This is a genomic window from Advenella sp. FME57 (genome assembly GCF_014897675.1).
In the GTDB taxonomy this organism is placed as follows: Bacteria; Pseudomonadota; Gammaproteobacteria; order Burkholderiales; family Burkholderiaceae_B; genus Advenella.
Window position 1 is genome coordinate 129,223 of sequence record NZ_JABUXU010000003.1, and the last position, 13,501, is coordinate 142,723.

The following is a 13,501-nucleotide window of genomic DNA, read 5'->3' on the forward strand; positions in this document are numbered from 1 at the left end:
TGTCTCGCCGCGAACAGAGACGCTGCACGTACGCGCCGGTAGTTCCGTTATGCGCGGTCATCGGCTATACGCTGTGCGGCATTGCGGCGGGTGTTGGGGGCAATGAAGTCGTGTTGTGCATGCAGAGGGTGTTTTGGAGCACTTTGCCGCGGGACAAGGCACAGATACGGCTTATCCGTCCAGACAGGATTGAGCTGCGCTCAAAAACGGGCTCGGTGTCCAGCTTTTTGAGCGCAGTTTATTGGGGGGCGTCCAGCTTAGCGGGCTATTATTTTGTGGTGTAGCCACCATTGACCAGAATGGTCTGGCCGGTCATCCACCAGCCTTCAGATACCATGAAGCGGACCCATGGCACGATATCTTCAATATCCGTAAGTCCGGTTTTGGAAAAGGGTGACAGGGCTGCCGCTGTCTTGTGATATTCCACTGCTTCTTTGCCTTCGGCCGGATAAAAGAACGGGGTATCCATGGGGCCCGGGCCGATGGCGGTGACCGAAATGCCTCGCGCGCCAAACTCTTTTGAAGCTGCACGGGTGAAGTGTTCAACGGGTGCTTTCAGTCCTTCATAGGCAGAATAAAAAGGCGTATAGGCACCCAGCAGGGACGTGACCAGGGTGCAGATCTTGCCATTATCGTTGACCGCCTTGCCTGCTTCCTTGAGAAAGAAGAAAGCGGATTTGACGTTCACCGCACTGGATTGATCAAATTCCTTTTCTGTGACTTCGGTCATCGGTTTTTTAAGAACCATGCCAACTGTGTTAATGGCAATGTCCGGTCGTCCCACTGCGGCAATGGTGTCGGCAAACAGTTTTTCCATGGCGGCCGCGCTGCTCAGATCAGCCTGAAAGGCAACTGCCTTGGCGCCGGCTTGTTCGATTGCTGCAATCGTCTGGTCGGCCGCAGATTTGGCCTGGCCGCCGTGATAGTGAATGGCTACGGCTTTTGCGCCGTGCTGGGCGAATTCGCGTGCCAGCAGTCCGCCCAGGTTTTTTGCGCCGCCTGCAATGAGAACCACTTTTCCTTCAATTGTATTTCGGGACATATGTTTTTCCTCTGGAGTTGGGACGCGACGTATTGCCACGTTTGTCATATAGATTAATTGATCGTAAATCTCAAATAAAGCTGTTATTGTTGACGTCTTACGTCAATATTTACGAACAATAGAGTGCTCATGGATCGGATCAGGCAGATGCAGGTCTTCATCCAGGTGATGAAAAGCGGCAATTTCACGCGTGCGGCCGAAGCGCTTCGTTTGCCGCGCTCGACGGTTTCGACCCTGATCCAGGAGCTGGAGGATCGATTGGGCGTTCAGCTTTTGCGCCGTACAACGCGTCGCATGACACCCACCTTCGAGGGGGCGCAGTTTGTCAAGACTGCGCGTGAAATCGTAGATGCGATTGAAGCTTCCGAGCAGATGTTTCATCCGGCCTCACAGCAGATGACCGGCCGTCTCAGAATCGATATGCCCAGTCGCATCGGCCGGCGCATCATCATTCCGGCGCTACCGTCATTGATCGCGATGCACCCTGAAGTCGAACTGGAGGTGAGCATGACCGATCGTATGGTGGATCTTGTTTCCGAGGGCATCGACTGCGTCATACGGGTGGGTGAACTGAGCGACTCCGATCTGATTTGCCGAAAACTTGGGGATATCGATATTATTACGTGTGCCAGCCCAGCTTATCTTGCAGGCATGGGTACTCCCGCAACACCTGACGCGTTGGGTACGCATCAGGTGGTGAACTATGCCTCGCGGTTTCCGACAGCGATGCCGGCCTGGGAATACGTGGCTCAGGGCAAACTGAATGTGGTGACCATGAGCAGTGTGATTTCGGTCAATAATGTGGAAGGCTATCTGGCTGCCGCGCTTGCCGGAATGGGGCTGATCCAGATTCCGGCATTTGATGTGCGCGATCTGCTTGAGTCGGCTGAACTGATCGAAGTGCTGCCACAATTTCGTGCACCATCCATGCCATTGACGTTTCTTTATGCCCGACGGCGCAATGTGCCTGCACGTATCCGCATATTCCAGCATTGGGTTTCCGAGCTGCTGAGCAAAGAGGGTGTGTTCAACGGTTCGTAGCAAGCGACAGCACCAGGCGTATGAGTCTGCCCGGGATCGGATGTAGTCAACGGGTTGGCAATGGTCACGCTGCAGGGTGAAGTCTTGCTACTGAGTTCAAACCTTGAGCGCTGGCGGGTATTTGCCGGGCCGGTGCAGCGGGTTCTATGCATGCTTGATGTTAACCACGGATGACCGGCAGCATCCAAATGACCCTGTGTCTGGGGCGGCGCAGACACATCTCGTTCGAAGGCCTTCAGTGGGCATTTCTGTTATATATTTTTACACTTCGGTTTTGAGTTGATGCGGTCACCGGTTTACCGGAGAATAGTAAATCCACAGGTAGCTCAACTGGTAGAGTATCCGAGTACTTCACGAGGAGGTTTACGGTTCGAACCCGTACCTGTGGAAGAATTTTCGCATCGGCATTGCGCTGACCGACTGAAGTGATAACAAGCGCTGGCTATGATCCGGTTGTCGCGATGGCGGCGTTTGTATTTTGCATATGCCTGGGGCCGAGCACAGCTTGTGGTTTAATGCTGCAGTCTTGCGGCAATGCTGCAAAATTTTTGCCGATGCGTTCCCTATCCAGGAGGCCCGTTCTCATGACAGATGCAAAAACAGTAAGCACAAAGCCATCCCGGCCTGGTTCCTGAGCATGCAAAGCCCCATTTTTCCCGGTATTGAATAAAAAAGACGGTGTTCGTCGGATAATAAAAATCAGTGATCGTTGTTTTTGCCCGTGAGGTGTGCCGGACGGCGGCAAATTGTCGGCGCTGCATGTTCCAGGCATGTCAGGCGTGATTGGCAGCCGGATATTTTTCTTACAGTATCAGACCCATATGCTTGTTTGGGGGAGATAGTTAAAAAGTAGAAATGGCAGTGGCTACAGCGACTATGGTGGCTAGAGAGGGTGCCGATTGCATTTTATGCTGTCAAGCGATGGGCTTGCCGATCGACGGCAATCTGCCGGGTCATTTACATAAATGGGGTAACGGGATGCTGGTAACAAGAATTAGAACCTCGCTGGAATATGAAGTATTTTCAGCGAGTGAGTTTTTTCTGAATATGCTGGTTTCCAAAAAAAGCCAATTGCTTCTGGAAGAGTGCCTGAGTGTGGAGTATGTCGACAGCAATGGGAGCAAGACGCCTGTTTATTTTCAGAAGAATATTGATGCAATGGGCGGACGCTTCGTATCGTTTCCTGCTAAAGAAGGAACGATCAATGTCGATTACACGGTCAGCGTCGTTACCAATCATGCCAGGCGACTGTCCGAGGCCGCCATTTATCCCATAGGGCGTCTGCCAAAGAAAACCATTCCCTGCTTGCGGCCAAGCCGGTATTGTGAATCGGATGTACTTTCAGCCCAGGTGCAGGCTCTTTTCTGTGCGCAGGGCGACGGCATCGTGCTGGTCGAGTCAATTATTGACTGGATACAGGAACATGTCCAATATGAAGTGGGATATTCAGATTCCACCACTTCAGCCGCTGATGTGTTTGAAAAGCGCAAAGGCGTATGCAGGGATTTTGCCCATTTGGCCATCACGTTTTGCCGTGCCTTGAATATACCTGCCCGTTTTTGCGTAGGCTATGTATATTTTGAAGAGCCCCCTCAGGATTTTCACGCGATTTTTGAGGCATACCTGGGAGGACGATGGATCAAGTTTGACCCAACAGGGCTGGCGCCACCCGATAATCTGGTGGTTATTGCACGCGGCAACGATGCCCAGGATACGCCCTTTGCCACTATTTTCGGCAATATAAAACCCAGCCGCATGCGCATCAATATCGAGCAGGAGGATCCGTATTCGGATTTGCATTTGAAGGCTGGCGATGAGCAGGCGGCGATTATTGGGCGCTAGGGTGCTGCGCCAGGCGTCCTTGCCAGCATGATCTGTGCAGGGGCAAAGCAGGGAAGCGCTTGTCGGGCAAGAGAAATGGTGCAATGACGCCTGTGATATCAGAGTCGCGGTATCTGAGACGTGATATCTGGATTGTAATATCTGAATTGTCAGATGGCAGTCTTGGTGTTGGCGTTGTGATAATGACAGATCAAATGCGCCATGGCTGTTGGTGCCCGAATATATCGGGCACCTGTCTGACCGTTATTGCTTTTGTTCTTCCTTACGGGAGATGACCTTACCTGTATTGGCATCAATGACCAGTTCATATTTGGTGCCGGGCTTCAGAGTTGTCACTTCATATGACCAGACGTTGTTTTCCCGGTCAAAATCCACTTCGACCGCTTTGGCGCCGGTTTCTGATTCGGCCGTTTGCACTGCCTGTGCAAGCGTCACTTGTGCCTCATTGATGGCCTGGGCTTCCTGCTGGTGATTCGATTGCGCAGCGGCCATGCCTGGCACGATGATAAACAGTGAAAAAAGCAGGGAAGAGGTAATTTTCATAAGTCATTCCTGTTGGTAAAGGGAAAAAAACAGTACGCTCAGTGTAATACATCAGTGCGGTTGTGTAGACCGTCTTGATTCAGATACCTCGGTTTTCCGAAGATGTGGTAATTTAAAAATACTGTATACTTATACAGTACTTAAAGGAATTGCCATGATGAAAAACACAGCGAAAAAATCCTCCAGAACACTCGTTGAAAAGGCATCGGGCTCTCGCTTTGACGGTCTGCCGGAAAGCAACTCCGAAGGCGTGTCCGAAGGTGTTGTGAATGCTGCACAGCTATCCGGGCGCTCAGGTGTCCTGGCCGGGTCGGCCGCTTCCAGGGCGTTATTCTCAGAAGGGTCTTTTTCAGAGGCATCCGCCGAAGAAATGCCGGCGCAACGGGTCGGGCAGGGCACTGCCTCGCCTTCTATCCTGACTGCGCCGGAGCGCATTCACTCCTCGCTGTGGCGAGCGTCGCAAATCGCCCGTTCCCCAGGTCTTTACGCCAATACCGGCTATCCTGAAATATCGGCTCAATTGCCTGGCGGCGGCTGGCCCTTAGGCAATCTGATCGAGGTCATGACGCCACGTGCCGGCGTCGGGGAGATCCAGTTATTCAAACCCGTTTTTTGTGGGCACAAGGCGAGTCAGTTGCCTCATGCGTCAACTGCTGCGGGCCTTGACAGCACCAGCAGCCCAGAGCAACGGCCCATCGTGCTTATTCAGCCACCGTATGCGCCGCAGGCCTGCGCGTGGGCGCATTGGGGAGTCGCCCCTTCCCGCCTGCTCTGGCTCTCTCCGCAAAGTACTGCCGATGCCTTGTGGGCGGCCGAACACATTCTGAACAGCGGGGCCTTTGCGGCGCTGGTGTTATGGCAAAATGCCCTGCGCGATGGCGCCCTGCGTCGCTTGCAATTGTCGGCGCAAAAGGGTGACACGCTGTTCGTGCTGGTTCGGGCCCTGTCCGCTGCCCGGCAATCCTCCCCGGCACCCTTGCGGCTTGCACTGCATCCGGTGCCCAGGGGGCTTTACGTGCATATTGTCAAACGTCGTGGCAGCGTCAGTGAACATCCTGTCCATATCTCACTTTATCCGGATGCATCCGGCAGGGGTATCTCTCCTGGGGGCGCTTCCGATCCCTATTCTGCTGCTTATCCTGCTGCTTTTACCGAGTCCCGCCATGCGAACATGGATAGCCGTACATCTGCTACACCCCACGCTGGACACACTTTGCCCTGACTGGCGCAACACGGCGGCCGTTGTGATTGATCATGGCCAGGTCCGGGTGTGTTCGCCTGCTGCCCGGGTGGCAGGTGTGCAACCAGGCATGCGTATTAGCGGCGTCAATACCCTGTGTCCCCAGGCCGTTCTTACCGAATATGATGAGCATATTCATCATTCGGCAATCCAGGCGGCCTCGCTGGCGCTGTTGCAGTACACACCCGAGCTCGCGCTGGGGGAGCGGGATACCCTGTTGCTGGATGTCACCGCCAGTCTTAGTCTTTTTGGCGGCATTCGGCGGCTTTACCGACGTATCCAGGGCACCTTGCATGGGCTCTGCCTGAGTGCAGGCTGCGCTATTGCCACAACGGCTGGCGGCGCCTGGCTGCTGGCGACTGCCGAGTGCGTGCGCTTGCGCCGCTGCCTGAAACCTGGCACCCAGATTCGCCGGCTGGACGCCTTGCCAGTCGGGTCGTTGCCGGCCGCGCATCCTTATGAAGCCTGGCTGGGCAGCATTGGCTGCGCCACCCTGGGGGCCATGCGACAACTGCCGCGCGCCGGGTTGCAGCGACGCACCAGCCGGCAGGTTTTGCAGGTTCTTGATGCCGCCTACGGGAACACGCCTGAAATATTCAAATGGGTTGTCGCGCCACTGCAGTTTCAGGGGCGGATAGAACTGGTTGAACGAATTGAATATGCCCAAGCCGTTGGCAGGGTGGCCGGCCGGCTGATCGAGCAGCTTTGCGGCTGGCTGGCGGGGCATCAGCGGGCGGTAACACAGCTTGTCCTGCTTCTTGAGCATGAGCGTGGTCGTCATGCGCGCGAGCCATCCCGGGTGGAACTGGCTACTGCTGCCCCCACCCGGGATCCGGCCCACCTGATGCGCTTGTTGCAGGAACATCTGCATCATCTGAAACTGGCAGCGCCCATTATTGCCGTGACCCTTGACGCTGCCAGAGTGCAGGAGACGGCGCCGGTTGCCGACGATTTGTTTCCTGAACGCGGGGGAACGCCGCAGGACCGTCAACGGGTCCTTGAAATCATTCTGGCCAGGCTGGGACATGATCGGGTATTGGCGCCTCAGCCGGTCGCCGATCATCGCCCCGAAATTGCAAACCGGTGGAGACCGGCAAACACGGCTTCTGCCGCAGGGTCTGTTGTCGAAGGCGTGGCGCGGCCTTGCTGGTTGCTGGAAAAGCCGCTGCTACTGTCTGTGCGCAAGCATCGTCCCTGGTATGGTTCGCCATTGCGTATTTTGCAGGGTCCGGAAAGAATCGAAGATGGCTGGTGGGAAGGGTGGGCGCTAAGAGACTATTTTGTTGCAGAAGACAATACCGGCGTACGCTACTGGCTCTTTCGTGAACGCTATGGTCATTGGCGCTGGTTTCTGCACGGGGTTTTCGGGTAACAGGACAAGGTCATGACGACGCCTTCTTTTTCTTCATACGCGCTGCCTGGCTATGCCGAACTGTATTGCCAGAGCAATTACAGTTTTCTGCAGGGCGCGTCTCATCCCGAGGAGCTGGTGCGACAGGCGTTCGAACTCAATTATATGGCGTTGGCCATCACAGACGAATGTTCCGTGGCAGGGGTGGTACGTGCCCACGCGGAAGTGGAAAGGCTGAACAAGCCCATCCTGGACGAAGCGGAGCGCAGGAAAAAGAACGCATTGGAAAAGGCAGGCTACGTGCAGGGGCAATCCGATCCGGCGCAGGCCACGCCTTCACTCCCTGCTTTGCCAGCGTGGTTATCGCAACTGTCGCAGACGTCATCGCCCGCTTCATCCATTGCGCCCGCTGGATCGCCATTGCCATCAGCCTCAGCCTCAGCACCGGCGGGGTCGGGGTCGGCACTATCGACAGTATCAACCTGCGAAACGCCGCTGCGCCTGCCTTTGAAACTGATTGTGGGTTCTGTTTTTTCTCTGCATACGGGCGAACATTCACCCACCCTGAAACTGCTCGTACTTGCTCAAACCCGTCAGGGCTATGGCAATCTGTGCGAATTCATCACCCTGGGGCGACGTCGTGCCCCCAAGGGTAATTATTATTTGACGACTAGCGACATTACCAGTCCTGCCGATCTTTCTCTGGCTCATTTGCAGAACCTGCCCGAGTGTCTGGGGGTGTTGGTGCCCGAGTATGGCTCATCCTACGAACAGATGCTGGCCCAGGCCCAATGGGTTGCGCAGGCATTTGCCGGGCGTTGCTGGCTGGCGCTCACACTGTTGCACCAGGGGCAGGATGCGGCTCACAAGGCCAGGCTCATGGCTGTCTCAGAGGTCACCGGGGTGCCGTTGGTGGCAACCGGACAGGTGCAGATGCACGTGCGTTCACGCAAACCCGTGCATGACACACTGACTGCGATCCGGCTGGGCAAAAGCGTACAGGAGTGCGGCTTTGCGCGCGCGGCCAATGCCGAGCATCATTTGCGCCAGCTGGTGACACTGGCCAATCTTTATCCGCCTGCTGCCCTGGAACAAACCCTCGAGGTGATGCTTCAATGTCAGTTCAATCTGAAAGAGCTCAAATATGAATACCCAGGCGGCATCTGTCCTGAAAACCTGAGTCCGACAACTTATCTGCGCCAGCAAACCTATGCGGGGGCGCGGCAGCGTTTTAGGGATGGGATACCTGAGAGTGTCACACGCCAGCTGGAAGATGAGTTGCAGCTTATTGCCGAACTGCAATACGAAGCCTATTTCCTGACGGTCTACGATATTGTGAAGTTTGCCCGCGCCCAGGAGATTTTGTGCCAGGGCAGGGGGTCGGCGGCCAATAGCGCTGTTTGCTATTGTCTGGGTATTACCGAAGTCAATCCTGTACTGGGAAATAATCTGTTCGAGCGTTTTATCAGCAAGGAGCGCAATGAACCGCCCGATATTGACGTCGATTTCGAGCACCAGCGCCGCGAAGAAGTCATCCAGTATATTTATGAAAAATATGGTCGGGATCGCGCCGCGCTGACTGCTGTGGTGATCACCTATCGGGTCAAGAGTGTGCTGCGCGATACGGGCAAGGCGTTAGGCGTGGATCCTATTATTATCGAGGCGGTGGCGCGTTCCTATCATTACTGGGATGGCCGTGCCAATCTGATGGCGCGCATGCAGGAGAGCGGCCTGGATCCGACTTCGTCTGTTGCCATGCAATGGGTTTATCTGGCAGAAAAAATCATGGGCTTTCCGCGTCATCTTTCACAGCATCCTGGCGGTTTTGTCATGTCGCACGGTCCGCTTTGCCGGCTGGTTCCCATCGAGAATGCCGCCATGGAAAATCGTAGCGTGGTGCAGTGGGACAAGGATGATCTGGATGTCCTGGGTATTCTCAAGGTCGATGTACTGGCGCTGGGTATGCTCAGTGTCATTCGTCGGGCGCTGGAGTTTGTGGCATTGCGATACGGCAGGCCATTTTTTCGAATGCAGGACATCCCGCTGGAAGATTCCGATACCTACGATATGATCTGCAAAGCCGATACTATCGGTGTATTCCAGATTGAATCGCGCGCGCAAATGACCATGCTGCCGCGCTTGCGGCCACGTTGTTATTACGATCTGGTCATCGAGGTTTCCATCATTCGCCCCGGTCCGATACAGGGAGGAATGGTGCACCCCTATCTGCGGCGACGCCAGGGGCTCGAAGCGATTAGCTACCCAAGCAAAGATGTCGAGTCGGCGCTGGAACGTACGCTGGGTGTGCCGATTTTTCAGGAACAGGTGATGCAGATTGCCATGAAGGCGGCGGGTTTTACTGGCGGGGAGGCCGATGATTTGCGACGTTCCATGGCTGCCTGGAAACGCAAAGGGGGGCTGGAAAAATTCTATAACAAAATTATCGACGGCATGTTGGGCAAAGGCTATGAAAGGGAGTTTGCCGAGCAGATTTTCCGTCAGATCCAGGGGTTTGGCGAGTACGGTTTTCCAGAAAGCCATGCAGCCAGCTTTGCACTGCTGGCCTACGCCAGCAGCTGGCTCAAATGCCATGAGCCCCAGGCCTTTCTGGCTGCGCTGCTCAACAGCCTGCCCATGGGGTTTTACAGTGCTTCAACGCTGATCCAGGACGCCAAGCGACACAAGGTAGAGATACTGCCTGTCGATGTGCAGGTCAGCAACTGGGAAGCAACGCTGGAGTTTGCTGCTGCCCAGTCTGCAGACACATCTACCGCAGAGCCTGTAACAGAACCCACAACAGAACCCGCCGAACACGGTTCAGATTGTCGTTCCGGCAAGCCCCAGTCCAAGCCCAAACCGGCGGTCAGGCTTGGGTTGAATCAGCTTAAAGGAATGCAAGAGGCGGCGGCGCAGCGGATCGTGCAGGCGCGCGCCCAGACTCCCTTTGACTCTGTTGCCGACCTGGCGCGACGCGCTGACCTGAGCAGGCATGACCTGAATGCGCTGGCTGTTGGCAATGCGCTGGAGAGCCTGGCCGGTCATCGCAGGGCCGCCTTGTGGGATGCCGTTGTCAGTGTGCCCGATAAAGATATTCTGCGGGAAGCACCAATATATGAAACGGTGAGTCCGCAGCTGACGTTGCTCACGGAAGGGCAATCGATGGTGGCCGATTATGATTCGCTGGGCCTGACGCTGGGGCGTCACCCCTTGGAATTATTGCGTGACAAATTGAGCAAGATGCGTTTTTCCTCTTCTGCTGTCTTGCAGGAACAACCTGATCGACGCCTGGTACGTGCGGCCGGAATTGTTACGGTCAGGCAGCGTCCCGGCACGGCCAAGGGCGTCGTTTTTGTGACGCTGGAAGATGAATATGGGCAGATCAATCTGCTGGTGCGGCCAGCGCTGGTAGAGCGCCAGCGCAAGGAACTGCTCACTTCCCGTCTGATGGGGGCCTATGGACGCTGGCAGTCAGCCAACGGTGTACAACATGTGATTGTGGAGCGGCTGGTCAATTTGACGCATTTGCTGGGTCAATTGCAGACGCGCAGCCGCAATTTCCATTAAGCAGGTTCGTTGCGCGGACAGTCGGTCCTGGGCGCAGCAGTCTTCATTAACCATTGCACCGGTTGTGCCGCTATCGGGCATGGCGTCAGGATGTGCCCGAACCTGCAGCGCGCGTGCGTCGCTTCTGAATAAATCCAACGATCAGACCCAACAGGCTGATGACAATGATTAGCCCATTCCCAACCCGAGTGTATAGCGTCAGGCCCTGCGTACCTTGTATCTGTACATCCAGAATGCCGGCTGTTGCCGTGGGCAATTGCGACAATACACGGCCCTCGGCGTCAATGACTGCCGTCGATCCGGTATTGGTGGCGCGAAGCATGGGCCTTGCTGTTTCCATACTGCGCATGCGCGAGATCTGCAAATGCTGTTTTAGCGCCCAGGTATTGCCAAACCAGCCCAAATTGCTGACGTTGAACAGCACGCTGGCTCCTGGCGTGCCGTCTGCCTGGGTACGCAAGGAGGGCAGCAATTCCTCGCCAAACACATCTTCATAGCAGATATTGGGCGCGAATCGCTGATTATTGACGGCAAAGCTTTCCTGGCCCTGGCCGCCACGATCAAAGTCGCCCAGCGGAATGTTCAGGGCATCAACAAACCAGCGAAAACCCAAAGGAACAAATTCACCAAACGGCACCAAATGTTGCTTGTCATAGACCGGCAGTTGCCGGCCCTGCATCAGGGCTGAAACCGACGTATCGCTGTCTATCGCCAGCACGCTGTTGGTATAACGATCCTGGCCATCCGGTACCGTGTGCAAGGGCGTGCCCATGAACAGCGTTGCTTTCATCTGATCTGCAAGGTCTACAACCGATTGCCAGAACTCTGGCGCCATCCTGTCCTGAAATGTCGGCAGAATGGTTTCGGGGAAAATAATCACCGAGGGCGTGCGTTGTGCGTCTATCGCAGGACGCGTGGCCAGCGCAAACTGAGTCTGCAGGGAACTCATCAATTGCGCCGGGTCAAATTTCATCTGCTGCGCAATATTGCCTTGAACCAGCCTTACCGTCATGACAGGGCCATGGTTGTCAAACCATGTAATGCGAGACAGCGCAAAACTGACGATGAACATGCCCAGGAGTGCACTGGCCATGGCCGCCATGATGCCGGAGCGATTGTGTTTCACATAATAAACGATACAGGCAACCAGCCCGCTGGCCAGCGCAGCCAGAAAGGCCACGCCATAGACGCCAGCGACGGGTGCCCAGGCCGACAGCAGGCTGTTGGTATGGGCGTAGCCGATATTGTTCCAGGGAAAACCGGTGAATATAAAGCCGCGCAGCCATTCACCCAGCGTCCAGGCGCAGGCCCAGAGCAGCGGGCGGCCCAGCGCCTGCGGCACCCGCATGACATTCAGGTCGCGACCCAGCCAGGCGGTACAGGCCCCCGCAAGAGCAGCATACAACGATAGATAAAGCGCAAAAAGCAATACGGCCAAAGCGGCAAGCGGCGCTGCCAGGCCGCCGAAATGGTTCATGCTGATGTACAGCCAGTACACACCTACACAGAAACTGCTGGTGCTAAAGACAAAGGTGGCCAGGGCGGCGCGTTTGATATGTTTTGTGCTGAAAACAATAAATGCCGGTACCGCCATAGACAGCACCTGGATATAGGGCAAGGTCCAGCCGGGCAGGGGATCAGGGGAAAAACTCAGGGCATGAATAGCCCCAGCCGCGATGAGAAGGAGCCAGACCATATTCTCAGGATTCTGTTTTACTGTGACTGCTGCTCATGGCAGACAGACGTTTGACATGCAGCCACAAGGCGCGCCGGGCATCGGCACGCAGGACCTGGAATCGCAACCCTTGGAAATCGTGGCTGTCGCCGCGTTGCGGGATGTGATCCAGCTCTGCCGCCAGCCAGCCGCCGATGGTATCGTAATCGTCTTCGGGAATCGCAACCTGCAGTGTCTGATTCAATTGCCGGATATCGGTGATGGCCATCACGCGCCACGAAGTATCGGTTTCCGGGAAGATGGTCATTTGCGCATCGTCGTCGTATTCGTCTTCGATATCGCCCACGATCTGTTCCAGGACATCTTCCATGGTGACCAGGCCGGCAATACTGCCGTACTCGTCAATCACAATGGCGATATGATTGCGGTTCTCGCGGAAATCCCGCAGCAACTGGTTCAGCCGCTTGGTTTCAGGAATGTAGTTGGCAGGCCGGACCAGACTGCGGATATCGGTTTGCGGATTGTTGACGAAGCGCAGCAGATCCTTGGCCAGCAGGATACCGATAATATTGTCTTTTTCTTCTTCATATACCGGAAAGCGCGAATGAGCCGTATCGATAACGATAGGGAGCAGTTCCTGCAGGGGCTTGCTGATATCCAGCAAATCCATGCGCGAACGCGGGATCATGATGTCGCTGACGTTTTTCTCGGTAAAGGAGATGGAGCCGACGATCATGGAATAGGAATCGTCGTCGATGATGTCCCGATCATGCGCAGAAGAGAGAATCTCCTGGATATCGTCCCGGTCTTCGGGTTCGTTCTGGCCCAGCAGGCCTTTTATTCGCTGGAGAAGTGAGCGGGAAGTATGCTTTTTGCCTGGCTGACTGTCTGCCTCGGCATCGTTGGAAGGGTATGGATCTGACATCTCTGGACGTCTAGTTTAGGAAGTTATAAGGATAACGCAAATTTACGTCTATTTGATGAAAAACGCGCGATACTTTGGGTAAACCCGGCCTTTGTCGACATTGGGCCTTCTTTATTCAGACTGTGCCTACGCAGGAGGGGATTTCGCTGAAATTGGGTCTTTGTTGTGCTGGAACGTCGCAGAAAACCCGAATGTTACAGAAAACCGGAAGCTTATAGAAAGGGATACGTTGCAGAGAATGCGGGAACTGATAGAAAGCCCAAGCCTCGTAGAAGCCA

General features: G+C 55.3%; 9 protein-coding genes and 1 tRNA gene. 6 read left to right on the forward strand and 4 right to left on the reverse strand.

Going from position 1 to position 13,501, the window contains the following annotated elements; translation table 11 throughout:
- Positions 1-268 precede the first annotated feature (268 nt).
- A complete protein-coding gene (locus INT32_RS05290) occupies positions 269-1,042 on the reverse strand; it encodes an SDR family oxidoreductase (protein ID WP_193087693.1) in 774 nt (257 codons plus the stop codon).
- A gap of 129 nt (positions 1,043-1,171) precedes the next feature.
- Here INT32_RS05290 and INT32_RS05295 point away from each other — a divergent pair, with 129 nt between their 5' ends.
- The 3 genes from INT32_RS05295 to INT32_RS05305 all read left to right on the forward strand — a co-directional run bounded on the left by INT32_RS05295 (position 1,172) and on the right by INT32_RS05305 (position 3,925).
- Positions 1,172-2,083: a LysR family transcriptional regulator gene (locus INT32_RS05295; protein ID WP_226816541.1), complete on the forward strand. Its 912-nt coding sequence runs from the start codon at positions 1,172-1,174 to the stop codon at positions 2,081-2,083.
- Between the two features lie 315 nt (positions 2,084-2,398).
- Positions 2,399-2,472 (forward strand) — tRNA-OTHER (locus INT32_RS05300).
- 589 nt (positions 2,473-3,061) lie between these two features.
- Complete coding sequence (locus INT32_RS05305) at positions 3,062-3,925, forward strand: transglutaminase family protein (protein ID WP_193087694.1); 864 nt, start codon at positions 3,062-3,064, stop codon at positions 3,923-3,925.
- A 243-nt stretch (positions 3,926-4,168) separates the two neighbouring features.
- On the opposite strand, the gene INT32_RS05310 is transcribed toward INT32_RS05305, so the two are convergent.
- Entirely contained in the window at positions 4,169-4,468 is a 300-nt protein-coding gene (locus INT32_RS05310; protein ID WP_193087695.1) for a PepSY domain-containing protein, read from the reverse strand.
- A 154-nt stretch (positions 4,469-4,622) separates the two neighbouring features.
- Here INT32_RS05310 and imuA point away from each other — a divergent pair, with 154 nt between their 5' ends.
- The 3 genes from imuA to INT32_RS05325 are packed head-to-tail and all read left to right on the forward strand — an operon-like array spanning position 4,623 to position 10,623.
- On the forward strand, positions 4,623-5,690 hold the full coding sequence (gene imuA, locus INT32_RS05315; RefSeq protein ID WP_226816543.1) for a translesion DNA synthesis-associated protein ImuA: 1,068 nt from the start codon (positions 4,623-4,625) through the stop codon (positions 5,688-5,690).
- Positions 5,632-7,080, forward strand: coding sequence for a DNA polymerase Y family protein (locus INT32_RS05320; RefSeq protein ID WP_193087696.1), 1,449 nt, complete (start codon positions 5,632-5,634; stop codon positions 7,078-7,080). The genes imuA and INT32_RS05320 overlap by 59 nt, the downstream gene beginning before the upstream one ends.
- Positions 7,081-7,092: 12 nt before the next feature.
- Positions 7,093-10,623 carry an error-prone DNA polymerase gene (locus tag INT32_RS05325; RefSeq protein WP_193087697.1) on the forward strand — a complete coding sequence of 1,177 codons (3,531 nt, stop codon included), beginning with the start codon at positions 7,093-7,095 and terminating at the stop codon, positions 10,621-10,623.
- An 85-nt stretch (positions 10,624-10,708) separates the two neighbouring features.
- Here INT32_RS05325 and lnt read toward each other — a convergent pair whose 3' ends face one another.
- On the reverse strand, positions 10,709-12,319 hold the full coding sequence (lnt, locus tag INT32_RS05330) for an apolipoprotein N-acyltransferase (RefSeq protein ID WP_193087698.1): 1,611 nt from the start codon (positions 12,317-12,319) through the stop codon (positions 10,709-10,711).
- Between the two features lie 4 nt (positions 12,320-12,323).
- The gene (locus INT32_RS05335; protein WP_193087699.1) at positions 12,324-13,223 is read right to left on the reverse strand and encodes an HlyC/CorC family transporter; all 900 of its coding nucleotides are present in this window, start codon (positions 13,221-13,223) and stop codon (positions 12,324-12,326) included.
- Positions 13,224-13,501 lie beyond the last annotated feature (278 nt).

Coding starts and splice junctions, on each gene's coding strand:
- INT32_RS05325 (WP_193087697.1), top strand. CDS start 7,093: ATGACGACGCCTTCTTTTTCTTCATACGCGCTGCCTGGCTATGCCGAA.
- INT32_RS05290 (WP_193087693.1), bottom strand. CDS start 1,042: ATGTCCCGAAATACAATTGAAGGAAAAGTGGTTCTCATTGCAGGCGGC.
- INT32_RS05335 (WP_193087699.1), bottom strand. CDS start 13,223: ATGTCAGATCCATACCCTTCCAACGATGCCGAGGCAGACAGTCAGCCA.
- INT32_RS05320 (WP_193087696.1), top strand. CDS start 5,632: ATGCGAACATGGATAGCCGTACATCTGCTACACCCCACGCTGGACACA.
- INT32_RS05295 (WP_226816541.1), top strand. CDS start 1,172: ATGGATCGGATCAGGCAGATGCAGGTCTTCATCCAGGTGATGAAAAGC.
- lnt (WP_193087698.1), bottom strand. CDS start 12,319: ATGGTCTGGCTCCTTCTCATCGCGGCTGGGGCTATTCATGCCCTGAGT.
- imuA (WP_226816543.1), top strand. CDS start 4,623: ATGATGAAAAACACAGCGAAAAAATCCTCCAGAACACTCGTTGAAAAG.
- INT32_RS05305 (WP_193087694.1), top strand. CDS start 3,062: ATGCTGGTAACAAGAATTAGAACCTCGCTGGAATATGAAGTATTTTCA.
- INT32_RS05310 (WP_193087695.1), bottom strand. CDS start 4,468: ATGAAAATTACCTCTTCCCTGCTTTTTTCACTGTTTATCATCGTGCCA.